This window comes from Streptomyces sp. NPDC050433, assembly GCF_044458565.1.
In the GTDB taxonomy this organism is placed as follows: Bacteria; Actinomycetota; Actinomycetes; order Streptomycetales; family Streptomycetaceae; genus Streptomyces.
Genome location: NZ_JBITIB010000019.1, coordinates 147,931 through 162,129 on the forward strand (window position 1 = coordinate 147,931; position 14,199 = coordinate 162,129).

Genomic DNA, 14,199 nt, shown 5'->3' on the forward strand with positions numbered 1-14,199 from the left:
GGGCAGGCCTGTGCGGCTACGCGTCCAGCAGTTCCAGGCAGTACAGGCGCTCGACCGTGGAATCCTCCTTGGAGGACTCACCAGTGCTGACGAACAGCAGGTTCTTCCCCACCTGGGCCACCTCCAGAACGCTCCGCTTGTCGTCGGGAGTCACGGTCCAGCGCGTCTCACCCGTGGTGGGGTCCAGCGCCCTGAGCGACTTGCCGGTCGAGTCGGCGACGAGCACCTTTCCGTAGGGCCACCTCCCGTCCGGGGCCTTGATGTCGCCATGCGGCTTGCGCCAGCGGACCGTACCGTCGTCCAGCCCGATACCGACAAGCGATTTCTTCTCGCCACTGCGAGTCGGCTCCACGAGTACGTCTCCCACGAGCGTTGAAACGAACTCGTCATAGGCCGGTATGGCCTTCTCGTACAGCTTCTTTCCCGTGTCCAGGGACCGTGTGCGAAGAAGCTTGCCGTCGCCGTCCGCGTACGCCACGAGGTTGCGCTCCGCCAGGACGGCGTGAGGAGCGGAGGGATCGGACCAGCGCACGGCGCCGTCGTCGATGTCGAGCGCCTGCGTGACACGCTTACCGGTGTCGGTGAAGGTGTCGTGCGACGTGACGAAGACGATTCCACCGGCGGGGTACTGCCAGCTCAGCTCGGCGCGCTTCTGCCAGACGACTCTCTCTTCATCCAGGCCGACCGCGTACAGGTGTGACGTGGTTTGGACCAGCAGCATCCGGCCGATGAGCACCGCCCCGACGGGCGTGTCATCGAGGGGTACGGTCCACAGCTCGCTGCCGTCGTCCGACGCGACCGCACGGACTGTCGCCCGGTCCGTGACACAGACGACGCCGTCGGCGAAGGCCAGCGAGGGCAAGGGCTCGCCGCTTCGCGGCTCGGCGAACTTGTAGCTCCATTTCGTGTCCCCGGTGGCGGCGTTCTGGGCGGCCATCTCGCCGCTGGACAGAAGGAGATACACCGTGGATCCCTCCGGATCGAGGGCCACGCTGGACGATTCCACGTCACCGTCGGAATTCTTCAGGGGCTCGAAGGTCCACAGGACATCTCCGCTCCGGGCGTCCCGGACCTCGTACGGCGCGGCGTCGTCACTGCCGGGCAGGTTCATCAGGACGACCTGCCCGCCGACCGCGACCAATTCGCCCCGCTCGTCGAAGGGGATGTTCCAGAGTCGGGGGGGGCGGCGAGGACTCCTTACCCTTGTCGCCCGAGTCCGAGCCGGAGTCCGAGTCCGACAGTACGTACGGCACCGCCACCGCCGACACGGCCACCACGCCCACGGCGATGCCCAGGAGCTGACGCCGGCCGAGGCGGCCCCGCTCCTCCTCGGCCGGAACGGACGGCGGCACCTCGCTGAGGCCTTCCCCTACTTCACCGAGCCGCTCGGCCACCAGGGACGCCGAAGAGGGCCTGTCGTCGGGAGATTTGGCGAGCAGATCGAGGACCAGGCGGTCGAGCGGGGGAGGGACGGAACTCCCGCCGTCGCGGCTGTTGGCTCTGTCGCTCGGGGCGAGAGGTTCTTCCATCGCGTGGGCGATGAGCTGCCCCAGCGCGTCACGTTCGCCGAACGGCGGTTCCCCGGTGAGCAGTTCGTAGAGCAGGCAGCCCAGCGAGTACAGGTCCGGCCGGTGGTCGACGGTCTCTCCCTTCGCCTGCTCGGGAGGCATCCACGGCGCGCTGCCCATCACGGCACCGGTCCGGCTGAGCTTGTCGAGGCCCAGCTCCGGACGGAACCAGGCCAGTCCGAAATCCAGGACCTGAATGACACCGTCCGGCCCGAGCATGACGTTGGAGGGCTTGATGTCACGGTGCACGACGCCGATCGCGTGCGCGGCTTCGAGGGCGACACACACCTGACGCGCCCACTCCACGGCGCGGACGGGGGCGGGGAGGCCGTCCTCCGCGAGGACCCTGTCGAGGGTGCGGCCTTCGACGAGCTCCATCACGACATACGCGCAGTCACCGCCGTCGGCACCCGCGCCCTCATGCCCGAAGTCGTGGACGGTGACGACATGCGGATTCCGGGAGAGGCTCGCCGCCGCGCGCGCCTCCCGCTCCAGACGGGCCACGGCCTCCACGCCGACGCCGGGGCCGGCGATGACCTTGACGGCGACGGTGCGGTGCAGGGTGCGATCAAGCGCGCGCCATACGACGCCCATGCCACCGGACCCGATCCGCTCCGTCAACTCGTAACGTTCGGCGATGACTTGACTCAACGTCGGCTCCCCCAGCCTCACCCCTGCCTCGGCCGACCAGGCTACGGCAAGGACGTCATGGGCGATCAGTCACCGCGCCCCGAGCCCGTGTCCTATTGCGCTGCCACTCGTTGCCGATGCCTGGGGGTGGTTACTGTATGAAGGGTGATCGACACCCGAAGTCGGACGTCGAAGCGGCTCTGCGGCGGGCGGAGAAGGCAGGCCTCAAGGTCAAGCGAGACCAGAATGGCCACCGTTGGGGTTACGTAGTCTGCTGCCCGTGTTCTGCCAGCACGAAGGTGTGGAGCACGCCCACGAATCCAGGCACGGAGGGGAAGAAGGTCGATGAATTCACCCGTCGGCACAGCAACTGTGCGTGAGTGGTCGTTCATCATGTACCCCGAGCACGAGCCGACGCAGGAGCAGTCCGACCGTTTCGACCATGCGGACGCCCTCGCCGGCGGTCAGGTCGGCTGGGAGCAGGATCAGCAAGGTACGCGTTTCCCCTGCGTGGTGCAGGCTCCCCATTTGGAAGAGGCCGTGGCTTGGGCCGTTGAGCGGCTGAGCGAATTGGGGTTGCCAATCGCGCGGATCGAGACAACTGAAGGCGGGGAGCCCCCTCTCCACTAGCGGTTGGCGCGATTCATGGCCCACGATCAGGACGGACGCGCTCGCCGGACACTGGACCGGTCTGCCCGCCACCATCGGCTGGACCTGGCGGGCGCTCCTGGCACTACGCACCGCCTGAATCGCCCTCCGGCGGCCGGTAATCGGGACACAACGAGTGCCCGCACCGGCACGGCGGCCAGCGGTGAACGGCGTCCCCGGGAAGAAGAGGTTCCTCGGAACGGCGGTCCTTGCGGACCACCAGCATGCCGTCCATGCCGAACTGCTCGGTCAGCCAGGCCAGTTGCCTGCGGGCGTTGCTTTGCGTCATTCCGCACCTCGCCTCAGTCGGTGGAGCACGCGCTCCAACAGCTCTCGGGTAACGGGGTCATAGACGCGCGGCACACCCTCGGGCACCAGCCGCCAGAAGCCTCCGGCATGGATGACGGCTTCCAGTTCCGCCGTGCCGGGTCTGTCGGGGCGGGCTTCTCGGGTTCCACTTCGCACATGGAGAGGGTGCGCCTTCCGTCATCGCGTCATTACCGTCTGTGCATCAAGAGTCGGTCTTTCCGCGTACGATCAGAAGCCGTTTGTCTCCCAACACGACTACGGGGACAAGGGGTTCGCCGATGGCACCACGACCGCGCGAGCTTTCACCGGAACGCTCGGCCCGCGACTTGTTCGGCTCGGAGATGCGCCGCTACCGCGAGGAGGCGGGCATGAGCCTGGAAAGCCTCGCGACAGTGGTGAGATACGCGAAAAGCTCACTGGCCCGCTTCGAGGCGGCGGACACGATGATCCCGGAGGACCTTCCGGACCTGCTGGACGAGGTGTTCAAGACGGGCGGGATCTTCAGGAAGCTGTACGCGCTGGCGCGGAAGGAGATCCATCCGGATCAGTACCAGCGACGGATGGACCTTGAGGCGCGGGCGCACGTGATCCAGGAGTACGCCAGCCAACTCGTACCGGGCATTGTCCAGACGGAACCGTACGCCCGCGCGCTGTTCGAGATCCACAACCCGAAGGCCACGCGGGAAGAGATCGATGAACTGGTCGCAGCGCGAATGGGCAGGCAGGCGCTGCTCATCACCGACCCGGTGCCGGATTTCTCCGCCATCCTGGACGAGGCGGTGCTGCTGCGTTCGTACGGCGGCCCCGCAGTCATGCGGGCTCAACTGACCCGACTGATCGAGCTGACGCTTACACCGACCAGCATGGTCCAGGTTCTCCCGTTCGCGCACGGGGGACATGCCTTGGCCAACGGATCACTGACGTTGCTGACGCTCGAAAAGGGCACCCAAGTCGCGTACGAGGAGAGCATCGCCACGGGCACGCTGCTGGAGGAAAAGACACTCGTCAGGGCCCGGCAGCGCGCCTACGATCTGCTCAGGGCCAGTGCCCTGTCGCCGAAGGACTCAGCGGCGTTCATCCGAGCAGTCATGGAGGCACTTCCGTCATGAGCAGCAGCCTGGCTCACGCTCAGTGGGTCAAGTCCACGTACAGCAACGGCAACGGCGGCGGCTGCGTCGAATGGGCCCCCGCCCACATCCCCACCACCGGCACCGTCCCCGTCCGCGACTCCAAGAACCCCACCGGCCCGGTCCTCACCCTTACCCCCACCGTGTGGGCCGACTTCGTCGCGTACGCCGCCGAACACTGACGTCCGGCAGCGAGCGCACCGAACAGGCATCGCCCTGACGCGTTTTGCTCCGAGGCAAGTACGGCGACGAGGGCGAGGTGATCGGAAACTCCCGCAAGACCGCCCGCCCCCGGGCGACGAGCGCCGCCAGAACACGAACGGCTCCATGACCGTGCGCCGTAGCGTCTCGAACCTGAACGCGCGTCGACAGTGGACGAGTTGGGTACGGTCCGACGGGCGGTCCGGTCGTTCGGCGGCGGAGGCGAATCATGAAGAGTGCGCACGTGGGGCTCGCGGCGTTCGAGACCAGAGCGGGCGAGGCTGCCCGGACCCTGCTGCACAACCAGGGGTACGACGGCGGGTGGGGCCTCACCCTGACCTCGGTCTCGTCGATCGTCAACACCAGCGAGGTCCTGCCGATTCTGCGGGCCGCCGGCATCGCCGGACAGCCGGTTCGCCAAGGGCTCGACTTCCTCACCGGCGCCGTCCCGGAGCACTCGCGGCCGACCCAAAGGCGATATGGCTCGGGGGACACCGGGCTCGTCCTCGCTCGTCGTGGGCCGCGTCGCCGCCCAAGACGACATACACCTGCGCCGGCCGCCCCGGAAAGTCGGAGGCTGGACGTCAACTACGCCCGGCCGAGGTGGAAGACTGTGACGGTGACCGTCTGATCGTGGATCTCGTACTGGACCCGGTAGAAGCCCGCCTGAATACGGTAGATCCCGCTGGCTCCGACGGTGAACGCGCCGGCCGGCCGGGGATTGTCGGCCAACAGATCCACGGCCCGGAAAACCTGTTGGATGCCCTCCCGATCGCCTGCGGCGTGCTTCTCCGCCGCAGCCAGCGCGGAGGGCTCCCAGATGACGCGGTAGGTCACGCAGTGTCTCCGAAGATCCGGCGGCGGGCTTCGTCGTGCGGGACACCAGGGCCGGTCTCCCCGCGTTCCTTGCGCGCCAGATACTCCGCGGTTACCCGGTGGTATTCAAGTTCTTCCAGCTCGGCCGGGCTGATGAGCACGGCCATGATCTGACCCCGGTCGGTGAGAGCGACGCGCTTCTGCTCGGCGCCGACCTGTCGTGCGAGCGCCCCGAGCTTGTTGCGCGCCTCAGTGATGGCATAGGTATCCATGCGCAGAACCCTAGAGTAGTGCGCACTTCCGCGACAAAGATCGAGAGTGCCGCGCCTCCGGGCTGAGGGGCCCCTGGAGGCGCGGCTGTCAGTGGCCCTGGTGCGACGTGCCGTCCGTGCGCACCGGGGTTCGGCCCGGAAAGGCGCCCAAGACCTCGATCGGGATTACCGCTCCCGTGTCCGTGGCCTCCGGGCGGGTCAGGTGGAGGGCCAGGTTGGCGATCTGGTGGGCGCGGTGGGTGCGGGTCTGGGGCGTGGGGTTCTGGGGGGAACCGTAGGTGATGACGTTGACCGTGACGTCCGAGCCGCGGCACTCGTGGACCAGGTGCCATGCCAGGCTCATCAGGTCCGCGTGCGGGGCGCCGCCCGCGAGGGCGGAGCCTCGGCCGAGGCCCTTCGTGGAGGCGATCAGGACGATCCGGCCGTGGCCGGCCTCGCGCATGCCGGGGAGGGTGCGGCCGATGATCGCGTTCGCGCGGGCGCGGGTTCCGGCCGCCGCCGCGAGGGAGGATTCCTCGCCGTGGCGGTCGTGCCGGTCGGCGTCCACGACCAGGACGTCCACGACTCCGTGACCGGTCTCGAACTCCGAGACGGCGGCGTCCAGTTGCAGCCCGTCGCTCACATCGCACCGTACGTTGTACAGCTCGTCGGGCGGCGTCCCGCGCTCGTACAGGAAGCCGACCCAGTCGTCCTGACGGGCGTACGCGGCGGCCACGCTCTCCGCGCTCCCGCTCGCCCCGCTGACGACCAGCACCGAACGGCTCACATCCGTCACTCCCCCACTGTGCGTGACTCCACGGTCGCGTACCGAAACCTGCGGCTCCACGCTCGTCGGCCGGTACCAGGCGGTCCACCTGCGGGCGCGCGAAGACCGCGGCAGGCGGTGACTGGTGCGCCCATGGGATGCGGCACCCCTCGATGCGTCCACTGCAGCCTCTCCAAGACGGGTTGGTCGGAGCCCATCGGGCAGTTTCCACCGGGCAGTGATACGAGCGTCGGCCGACGGCTCACGGGCGCGCGCTGAGGCTGAGGATCTCGGCCGGAAGAGTGGCCGAGGCCGTCCAACTGCCTTGTTGCGCCGCGATGTCGACCTGGGCTCCGCACCGTTTCGTCAGGGCCTCGGCCAGGCTTTGGCGGTCTACGGCCAGTTCGTCGGGGCGGGCTTGCGCCGGTACGATCACCGGCGCCGCGGGCTCGTCGGGTGCGTCGGGCGCGTCCAGGATCGTGACGCTGACTCTTATGGCGACGGCATCCTCCGGTCCGGGGCGCTTCGTCACTCCGAGGTAGTAGCCGCTGACTCCCACGACACTGATGGCATGCCGGGCGAGCTGGGCCGCCACCTCTTCGCAGGCCGCTATCTTCGCCTCCGGCCAGCCGAGTCCGGCCAGTTCCTTGCGGACGATACGGCGCGCGACCTGGATCTGCTCCGGAACGGCCGGTAGTGAAACGTGCATCGCATCGGTTCTCCGTGACCCCCCGTCCCTCACGCTTCAGCAGCGTGCTGACGAGGTCGGTTCCCGGCCCTGCCGCGGCTTTCTGTGGGGTACCGCGTAGGGGAACTCCGGGTTCCACTGTAGCCACGACCCACACACTCTGCAACGTGACAGAGTTCCTGTCGGCGGTATCGTGGTGCGCGCTGAACGGAGAGGAAAAGCCCCTCCCCACCCGCGGACGCGAGGAGGGCCCGGTGAGCCAGCCACGATCCGGCCCCACGGTCGCCCTGCGGTGCTTCGGGGCCGATCTGCGCCGTCGGCGCGAGGCGGCGGGCCTGACGCTGCAGAGCGTGGCCGACAAGATCAAGAAGGACCGGGCGACGCCGGCCCGCTGGGAGAACGCCGAGACGGTGCCGAACCCGCGCATGGTCGGTGTGCTGCTGGACCTCTACAAGACACCCGCCGCCGAGCGGAACGAAGTCCTTCAGGCACTGGACGAGGCGAAGAAGCCGGGTTGGTGGCACCCCTGGCGCGAGGTCGCCGAAGTCGGTGTCATCGATCTGGAGTCCGCGGCGACGAGCATCCGCGCGTACGCACCGGGAGTTCTGCCGGATCTGCTCCAGACCACGGAGTACGCGGAAGCCCTGATGAGCCTGCGCAACCCCTACGAGGACCCTGCCGTACGCCGTCTGCGGCTGGAACTGCTGGAGGCCCGCAAGGAGCACACCGTCCAGGGCGGTCCCGGCGTCGCGAACAACGAGACACGAGCCGCCCTGTGGGTGCTGCTGGAGGAGGCCACTCTGCGGCGCCACGTGGGAGGGGCCGGGGTGATGGCCCGTCAACTGGACTATCTTGAAGCCCATATCGCCGATGTGGGGTCGTCGGTGGCCATCCAGGTCATTCCGCCGCGCGTACCGCACCCGCTGGCCATCAGCCTCTGCGGTCAGATCGAGATTCTGCGCTTCAAGGAGTTCGGGATGGGGGAACGGCTGATCCAGATCGGCCTCCACCCGGCCATGACGCTCATCACCGACGACTCCGACGCTGTGGAGAACTACCGAATGGCGGTGGACGTGACGAGTGGATTCGCACCACCTCGTTTCACCCCGCTGCCCCTGACGAGTAAGGACTTCGGATGAGCGACTCCGTACGCCCCGGAACCAATGTCATGCCCACCGTCCCCAACTCCGCGCGTATCTGGAACTACGCCCAGGGCGGCCAGGACAACTACCAGCTCGACCGGGATCTCGCCGATGTGATGCTCGGCGCCTTCCCCGAGATCAAGACGGCGGCCATGGAGTCGCGCGCCTTCCAGGAGCGGGTGGCGGACTACGTCGTCCGCGAGGGCGGCGTGCGCCAACTCCTGGACCTGGGCACGGGCATTCCCACCGGGCGCGGCACCCACGGCATGGCGCAGGGGGCGGCTCCCGAGTCGCGCGTCGTCTACGTCGACAACGACCCCGTCGTCCTCAACCACGCGAGTTCGCTCCGGAGTTCGCCCGAGGGCAAGATCCACTATCTCCAGCGGGACTTCCGGGAGGTGGACGCGGTACTTGAGGAGGCGTCGCAGACGCTGAACCTGGACGAGCCGGTCGCCATGCTGGTGCTCTCCACCCTCGGGCACTTCCCGCCCGCCCAGGCGGCCGACCTCGTGGAGAAGTACACGAGCCGCTTCGCGTCCGGTTCCTATCTGGCGGTGTGCGACACGATCGAGACGCCCGGCGTACTCAAGATGCAGGAGCACTACCTGGCGGCCGACCCCGAAGGGGCCTATCTCGCCCGTACGCCCGCCCAGATCGCCGCGTGCGCGCGCGGGCTGACCCTGCTCCCGCCCGGCCTGCGCCCGCTGCCGGAGATTCTCGTACCCGGAGGGCAGTCGGCTCCGGAGGGGGCCGCCGACTGTGTCCAGTGGGGGTTCGTGGCGGTCAAGCCGTAGCCGTACGGCTCGGTACGCGAAGGCCGTACGGGGCGAACGGTCGTCCCTTCGCTCCGTACGGCCCGACAGTCACGCCCCGTGCGTACCGCCGCGCGGGCGCAGCAGCACCGTCGCGACCAGCGCCGCGAACAGCATGATGCCCGTGGCCACCAGCAGCCCGGCGCCGAAGACGTGGACCGTACTCGCGGTCACGGAACCGTGGTTGCGCAGATACTCCGCCGTCGCCGCCGTCGCGACCGTGTTGAACAGCGCCGTACCGACCGCACCGCCCACCTGCTGACCGGCGTTGAACGCAGCGGACGCCGTCCCCATGTCCGCGTACCCCACCTCCGCCGTCGCCAGACTCGTCGCCGCCGTGAGGACGATGCCCAGACCCAGGCCGATCAGAAGCTGCGCGGGCACCAGATACAGGGCGAGTACGTGTGCGCTGTCCGCCTCCACGCTCGGGTGTCACCACGCTGTACTGGCAAGTCGACACCAAGGACGACGTCGTCGACCTCGCGCTCGACGCGATCATCGGCGAACTCCCGCCCGCCGACGGGGCGGCCGACCTCGAATGGCGCGCCGCCATCCTCGCGCTGCTGGTCGACTGGCGTACGACGATGAGCTTCCGGCTCTCGGAGGAGGACCGCGAGACGGCGCAGCGGCGGCTACGGGACCGGAGCGCGGAGTATCCGACGCTGAGCGCGAACCAGTACATCCTGGAGGACGACTGGGACGGCACGTTCGTGACGGGCCTGGGGTACGCGCTCGACGGGATCGCGGCGGCCGGGGAGCGCTGAGAGACCCAGGTCAGGGCCCCGGCGTCCAACCTGCGCAGTAGTCCGTCTCCTACAGACGCAGGAAGACGACGCACCCGGTCCACCGAGCGCACGAGTGCGCAGTCACGGCAGGTGCACGACGACGTGGAGGGGGCCCGGAGGCGAGTCTGGGTGCCTACCCAAGATATGACCTGGAGTTGTGTTTCTCGTGGCTACCTTCCTGTATCGACTCGGCAGTGGTGCCTTCCGGTGGCGCTGGTTGGTGGTGCTGTTGTGGTTCGCGGCGCTGGGAGCGGCCGGTTTCGGTGCGGTCAAGGCTCCGGCCGCCGACGACAGCGGCACATCGTTCATGCCGGGGATCGAGGCGCAGAAGGCCTACGACCTCATCGGTGAGCGTTTCCCTGGCGCTGACGCGAACGGCGCCAACGCCCGGATCGTGTTCGTCGCGCCCGACGGCGAGAAGGTGACCGCGACCGACACCCGTGCGGTCATCGACGACTTCGTCGCCGAGACCGACAAGGGTTCCCAGGTCGCGAGCGCGGTCAGCCCGTTCGCGGCGGACGCCGTCAGCAAGGACGGCTCCACCGCGTACGCCGTGGTGACCTACAAGGTGGCGGCCGACGACCTGACCGACGCCAGCACGGACGCTCTGGAGAATGCGGTCGACGATGCCCGTGACAAGGGGGTCACCGTCGAAGTGGGCGGTACGGCTCTGGCCACTCAGCCGGCCGCGGGCGGATCGGCGGAGGCGATCGGTATCGGTATCGCCGCGATCGTTCTGCTCATCACTTTCGGTTCTCTGGCCGCCGCGGGTCTGCCGCTGCTCACCGCGGTCATGGGGGTCGGCGTCTCCATGGCGGGAATCATCGCGCTGGGCAGCACCTTCGGGCTGTCGCTCACCACCGGCACCCTGGCCTCCATGCTCGGCCTGGCGGTGGGCATCGACTACGCCCTGTTCGTGGTCTCCCGGTACCGGGAAGAGCGCTCACGCGGCCGTGATCCGCGTGAGGCGGCGGGGCTGGCGGTCGGCACGGCCGGCTCCGCGGTGGTGTTCGCGGGCCTCACCGTGATCATCGCGCTGGCCGGTCTGTCCGTCATCGGCGTGCCGATGCTGACCAAGATGGGGTTGTGTGCGGCGGGGGCTGTCGCCATAGGCGTGCTGGTCGCCCTCACCCTCGTACCCGCCCTGCTCGGCATGTGGCCGGACGCGGTGCTCTCGCGTGGTGTCCGTAAGGGCCGGCCCGGGGCGCTTCGTAAGCAGCGGAACGAGAACAACGGCGGCTCGCGGTGGGCGCGGTTCGTGATGCGCCGCCCGAAGGCCGTACTGCTGGTGACCGTTGCCGCTCTCGGCGCTCTGGCCGTGCCTGCCGCCAGTCTGCAGATGGGGATGCCCGGTGACGAGTCCAAGCCCACATCGACGACGGAACGCCGTGCCTATGACGCACTCGCCGAGGGCTTCGGCGCGGGGTTCAACGGACCGCTGACCATCGTCGTCGACGCCAGGAACTCCGACGACCCGAAGGGCGCCGCCACAGCGGTCGCCCAGGAGATCAAGGACACGAACGGGGTGGTGTCGGTCTCGCCGCCGCAGCTCAACCCCGACGGTGACACCGCGACCTTCTCGGCCGTGCCGTCCACCGGTCCGAACGACGAAACGACCAAGGATCTCGTGCAATCCATCCGGGCGGAGCGCGCCGGGCTGGAGGACAGTACGGGTGCCACGTTCGAGGTGACCGGCAGCACGGCGATGGACATCGACGTCGCCACCGCGCTGCAGGACGCGCTCGTCCCCTACCTGATCGTCATCGTCGCTCTCGCCCTTGTGCTGCTGCTGGTGGTCTTCCGGTCCGTCCTCGTTCCCGTCAAGGCCGCCTTCGGCTACCTGTTGTCGGTACTGGCCTCCCTGGGCGCGGTCGTGGCTGTCTTCCAGTGGGGCTGGGGGGCCGAGCTCCTGGGCGTCGAACAGACGGGCCCGATCATGAGCCTGATGCCGATCTTCCTGGTGGGCATCGTGTTCGGACTGGCCATGGATTACGAGGTGTTCCTCGTCGCTCGGATGCGGGAGGCCTACGTTCACGGTGACCGTCCCGCGCAGGCCGTCGTGGCGGGCTTCCGCCACAACGCACGTGTGGTGGTCGCCGCGGCGGTCATCATGATCGCCGTCTTCTCCGGATTCGTCGGCTCCACGGAGTCAATGATCAAGACGATCGGTTTCGGTCTCGCCATCGCCGTGCTGTTCGACGCGTTCCTCGTCCGCATGACCATCGTGCCGGCGGTCCTGGCGATTCTCGGCGAGAAGGCCTGGTGGCTGCCGCGATGGCTGGACCGTCTGCTGCCCCGGGTGGACATCGAGGGCGCCGCGCTCACCGCGGCACCCACCGACTCGCCGACCGGATCGGCGCGGCGGGAGCCGGTACGCACCTGACCACCCGCCATCGTCGGGGGAGCGGTGCCGTCATCGACGGCACCGCTCCTTCGACGGTCACCATGGTGTCGTCCGTGTCTGTTTCCGGGAGATCGAGATGAGTACGAGCTGGCGGATCGAGGCCGCGCGGCGGCCACGCACGGTGGAGCTCGGGGGGCTGCTGCTGCTTTTCGGGACGACCGCGATGGGCTGTCTTGTCACCACCTGGACGACTCCGGCACCGCTCTCGCTGTGGCCCGGGATCGTACTGTCCGCCTTCTGCTGTCTGGCACTGCTCCGGCGTCACCGGCACCCCCTGCCCGTGCTGGGATTCATCACCGTGCTCACCATGGCCGAGGGGGCCGTCGGCTACCTCATCACGCCCCTGCTGATGGGCCCGCTGATGGTGTCGCTGTACTCGGTGAGCCTGCGCGCCGACCGTACGACAGCCCGCAACGTCTCCCTTCTCGCTGCCGCGTGCATCGTCGTGACCGGTCTGTTCCTCGATCCGTCCAGCCACCCCGTACTTCTCGGCGTCGTCAATCCGGCCGCCTGGGTGCTGCTGTCGGCGCTCCTCGGCAGCTACGTCGGCGTACGACGTTCCTACGCCGCCGACCGCGCCGAACAGGCCGAACGGGCTCGTGCGGAGGAGGCCCGCCATCACGTGGTGCAGGAACGCATGCGTATCGCCCGCGAACTGCACGACATCGTCGCCCACCATCTCGCTCTCGCCAACGCCCAGGCGAGCACGGCAGCGCACCTGTACCGGACGCACCCGGACAAAGCCTTCGAGATGCTCAACTCTCTCTCGACGACCACCGCCGACGCCCTGCGTGAGCTCAAAGCCACTGTGGGAGTGCTGCGCCAGGACACCGAACCCGATGAAACCGACGACAGCCTCGCTCCTGCCCCGGGGCTCGGCCAACTGCCCGATCTGACAGCCGCGTTCTCCACCGCCGGACTTGACGTCAGCATCACGGTCAGTGGCCCGCCACAACCGCTCTCCCCCGGGGTGGACCTGGCAGCCTTCCGCATCATCCAGGAAGCCCTCACCAACGTCACCAAGCACGCGGCCACCGGGCGGGCGGACGTCCGGCTCAGGTATCACCCCCACTCACTCAGCCTGACGATCTCCAACGAGACAGCCGCGGGGACCGCGCGTGCCGGGGCTTCCGAGCCCAGCCGTGGCTTTGGGCTGATGGGCATGCGCGAACGCGCGCAGTCCGCTGGCGGGAGCCTCACCGCGGGTCCCTGCCCTGGGGGTTTTCAGGTCTCCTGCACTCTCCCTCTCCAACCCACCAGCTAAGGCATCACATGACGATCCGTGTCCTGCTCGCCGACGACCAGGCCCTCCTGCGCAGCACGTTCCGCATCCTGATCGACAGCGACCCCGAGATGACCGTCGTCGCCGAGGCCGCCGACGGCCAGGAGGCGGTTGATCTCGCCCGCGAGCACCATCCCGATGTCATCGTCATGGACATCCGTATGCCTGGCCTCGACGGACTTGCCGCCACCTCCCTCATCGGCGCGGACCCCACGCTCTCCGCCACCCGCATCCTGATCCTCACCACCTTCGAGGACGACCAGAACGTCGCCAATGCCCTGCGCGGTGGGGCCAGCGGTTTCCTGGGCAAGGGCGTCACCGCCGAAGCGCTGCTCGCGGGTATCCGGACCGTCGCGGTCGGGGACTCGCTCCTTTCCCCCACCGCCACCCGATCCCTGATCGGTCGGTTTCTGTCCACGCCCGATCCCCATGACCGGCTTGCCTCACCCCGTGAGCTGGAACTTCTCACCGACAGGGAACGTCAAGTCATGGCGCTGGCCGCTCAGGGCATGAGCAACAACGAGATCGCGGATCAACTGGTCCTCAGCCCTCTGACCATCCGCACCCACATCCACCGCGCGATGACCAAACTGCATGCCCGGGACCGGGCCCAGCTCGTCTTCATCGCCTACCGGACGGGTCTCGTCAGCGCCCGGCCCGATCCGAAGGACCGGCCCTAGTGTCCTGCGCCTGAAATCCTGGCGTTAAGTTGCTACGGTTTCAGGATGTCGTTTTCGGGGCGCTCTTCCGTCGAGTTTGTGTTGACCACT

17 protein-coding genes are annotated in these 14,199 nt (G+C 68.3%); 9 read left to right on the plus strand and 8 right to left on the minus strand.

Going from position 1 to position 14,199, the window contains the following annotated elements:
* Positions 1 to 16 precede the first annotated feature (16 nt).
* Together ACIBLA_RS23585 and ACIBLA_RS23590 are read right to left on the minus strand one after the other, a co-directional pair.
* Positions 17 to 1,141 (minus strand): PQQ-binding-like beta-propeller repeat protein, encoded by a 1,125-nt coding sequence (locus ACIBLA_RS23585; protein WP_399199766.1) that lies wholly within the window; start codon positions 1,139 to 1,141, stop codon positions 17 to 19.
* A complete protein-coding gene (locus tag ACIBLA_RS23590) occupies positions 1,092 to 2,219 on the minus strand; it encodes a serine/threonine-protein kinase (protein WP_399199767.1) in 1,128 nt (375 codons plus the stop codon). Before ACIBLA_RS23590 ends, ACIBLA_RS23585 begins: the two co-directional genes overlap by 50 nt.
* Before the next feature lie 324 nt (positions 2,220 to 2,543).
* Between ACIBLA_RS23590 and ACIBLA_RS23595 the strand changes: the two genes are divergently transcribed.
* Entirely contained in the window at positions 2,544 to 2,828 is a 285-nt protein-coding gene (locus ACIBLA_RS23595) for a hypothetical protein (protein ID WP_363244677.1), read from the plus strand.
* A 103-nt stretch (positions 2,829 to 2,931) separates the two neighbouring features.
* Here ACIBLA_RS23595 and ACIBLA_RS23600 read toward each other — a convergent pair whose 3' ends face one another.
* Positions 2,932 to 3,135: a hypothetical protein gene (locus tag ACIBLA_RS23600; protein ID WP_363244678.1), complete on the minus strand. Its 204-nt coding sequence runs from the start codon at positions 3,133 to 3,135 to the stop codon at positions 2,932 to 2,934.
* Positions 3,136 to 3,433: 298 nt separating this feature from the next.
* Here ACIBLA_RS23600 and ACIBLA_RS23605 point away from each other — a divergent pair, with 298 nt between their 5' ends.
* A complete protein-coding gene (locus ACIBLA_RS23605; RefSeq protein WP_363244681.1) occupies positions 3,434 to 4,264 on the plus strand; it encodes a helix-turn-helix transcriptional regulator in 831 nt (276 codons plus the stop codon).
* Positions 4,261 to 4,464: a DUF397 domain-containing protein gene (locus ACIBLA_RS23610; RefSeq protein WP_363244682.1), complete on the plus strand. Its 204-nt coding sequence runs from the start codon at positions 4,261 to 4,263 to the stop codon at positions 4,462 to 4,464. Before ACIBLA_RS23605 ends, ACIBLA_RS23610 begins: the two co-directional genes overlap by 4 nt.
* Positions 4,465 to 5,071: 607 nt before the next feature.
* Here ACIBLA_RS23610 and ACIBLA_RS23615 read toward each other — a convergent pair.
* The 4 genes from ACIBLA_RS23615 to ACIBLA_RS23630 form a co-directional block, all read right to left on the minus strand.
* On the minus strand, positions 5,072 to 5,320 hold the full coding sequence (locus ACIBLA_RS23615) for a type II toxin-antitoxin system RelE/ParE family toxin (RefSeq protein ID WP_363246563.1): 249 nt from the start codon (positions 5,318 to 5,320) through the stop codon (positions 5,072 to 5,074).
* The gene (locus ACIBLA_RS23620) at positions 5,317 to 5,571 is read right to left on the minus strand and encodes a type II toxin-antitoxin system Phd/YefM family antitoxin (protein WP_363246562.1); all 255 of its coding nucleotides are present in this window, start codon (positions 5,569 to 5,571) and stop codon (positions 5,317 to 5,319) included. The genes ACIBLA_RS23615 and ACIBLA_RS23620 overlap by 4 nt, the downstream gene beginning before the upstream one ends.
* An 88-nt stretch (positions 5,572 to 5,659) precedes the next feature.
* The gene (locus ACIBLA_RS23625; protein ID WP_399199770.1) at positions 5,660 to 6,346 is read right to left on the minus strand and encodes an SDR family NAD(P)-dependent oxidoreductase; all 687 of its coding nucleotides are present in this window, start codon (positions 6,344 to 6,346) and stop codon (positions 5,660 to 5,662) included.
* Positions 6,347 to 6,578: 232 nt separating this feature from the next.
* A complete protein-coding gene (locus tag ACIBLA_RS23630) occupies positions 6,579 to 7,025 on the minus strand; it encodes a hypothetical protein (protein WP_399199771.1) in 447 nt (148 codons plus the stop codon).
* A gap of 233 nt (positions 7,026 to 7,258) precedes the next feature.
* Here ACIBLA_RS23630 and ACIBLA_RS23635 point away from each other — a divergent pair, with 233 nt between their 5' ends.
* Both ACIBLA_RS23635 and ACIBLA_RS23640 read left to right on the plus strand, forming a co-directional pair.
* Positions 7,259 to 8,143: a helix-turn-helix transcriptional regulator gene (locus tag ACIBLA_RS23635; RefSeq protein WP_363246559.1), complete on the plus strand. Its 885-nt coding sequence runs from the start codon at positions 7,259 to 7,261 to the stop codon at positions 8,141 to 8,143.
* Positions 8,140 to 8,940 (plus strand): SAM-dependent methyltransferase, encoded by an 801-nt coding sequence (locus ACIBLA_RS23640; RefSeq protein ID WP_399199772.1) that lies wholly within the window; start codon positions 8,140 to 8,142, stop codon positions 8,938 to 8,940. The genes ACIBLA_RS23635 and ACIBLA_RS23640 overlap by 4 nt, the downstream gene beginning before the upstream one ends.
* A 69-nt stretch (positions 8,941 to 9,009) precedes the next feature.
* Here the strand turns inward: ACIBLA_RS23640 and ACIBLA_RS23645 are convergent, their stop codons facing one another.
* Positions 9,010 to 9,381: a hypothetical protein gene (locus tag ACIBLA_RS23645; protein ID WP_399199773.1), complete on the minus strand. Its 372-nt coding sequence runs from the start codon at positions 9,379 to 9,381 to the stop codon at positions 9,010 to 9,012.
* On the opposite strand from ACIBLA_RS23645, the gene ACIBLA_RS23650 reads away from it, so the two are divergent.
* From ACIBLA_RS23650 to ACIBLA_RS23665, 4 genes are all read left to right on the plus strand, one after another.
* Complete coding sequence (locus ACIBLA_RS23650) at positions 9,363 to 9,722, plus strand: hypothetical protein (RefSeq protein WP_399199774.1); 360 nt, start codon at positions 9,363 to 9,365, stop codon at positions 9,720 to 9,722. The genes ACIBLA_RS23645 and ACIBLA_RS23650 overlap by 19 nt on opposite strands.
* Positions 9,723 to 9,909: 187 nt before the next feature.
* A complete protein-coding gene (locus ACIBLA_RS23655; protein WP_399199775.1) occupies positions 9,910 to 12,126 on the plus strand; it encodes an MMPL family transporter in 2,217 nt (738 codons plus the stop codon).
* 97 nt (positions 12,127 to 12,223) lie between these two features.
* Positions 12,224 to 13,411 carry a sensor histidine kinase gene (locus tag ACIBLA_RS23660; RefSeq protein ID WP_363246554.1) on the plus strand — a complete coding sequence of 396 codons (1,188 nt, stop codon included), beginning with the start codon at positions 12,224 to 12,226 and terminating at the stop codon, positions 13,409 to 13,411.
* A gap of 8 nt (positions 13,412 to 13,419) precedes the next feature.
* Positions 13,420 to 14,109, plus strand: a complete 690-nt coding sequence (locus ACIBLA_RS23665; RefSeq protein ID WP_399199777.1) for a response regulator — start codon at positions 13,420 to 13,422, stop codon at positions 14,107 to 14,109.
* Positions 14,110 to 14,199 lie beyond the last annotated feature (90 nt).

Excerpts from the sequence above, each read along its gene's own strand:
- ACIBLA_RS23595 (WP_363244677.1), top strand. The coding sequence starts at position 2,544 with ATGAATTCACCCGTCGGCACAGCAACTGTGCGTGAGTGGTCGTTCATC.
- ACIBLA_RS23600 (WP_363244678.1), bottom strand. The coding sequence starts at position 3,135 with ATGACGCAAAGCAACGCCCGCAGGCAACTGGCCTGGCTGACCGAGCAG.
- ACIBLA_RS23605 (WP_363244681.1), top strand. The coding sequence starts at position 3,434 with ATGGCACCACGACCGCGCGAGCTTTCACCGGAACGCTCGGCCCGCGAC.
- ACIBLA_RS23610 (WP_363244682.1), top strand. The coding sequence starts at position 4,261 with ATGAGCAGCAGCCTGGCTCACGCTCAGTGGGTCAAGTCCACGTACAGC.
- ACIBLA_RS23620 (WP_363246562.1), bottom strand. The coding sequence starts at position 5,571 with ATGGATACCTATGCCATCACTGAGGCGCGCAACAAGCTCGGGGCGCTC.
- ACIBLA_RS23630 (WP_399199771.1), bottom strand. The coding sequence starts at position 7,025 with ATGCACGTTTCACTACCGGCCGTTCCGGAGCAGATCCAGGTCGCGCGC.
- ACIBLA_RS23640 (WP_399199772.1), top strand. The coding sequence starts at position 8,140 with ATGAGCGACTCCGTACGCCCCGGAACCAATGTCATGCCCACCGTCCCC.
- ACIBLA_RS23660 (WP_363246554.1), top strand. The coding sequence starts at position 12,224 with ATGAGTACGAGCTGGCGGATCGAGGCCGCGCGGCGGCCACGCACGGTG.
- ACIBLA_RS23665 (WP_399199777.1), top strand. The coding sequence starts at position 13,420 with ATGACGATCCGTGTCCTGCTCGCCGACGACCAGGCCCTCCTGCGCAGC.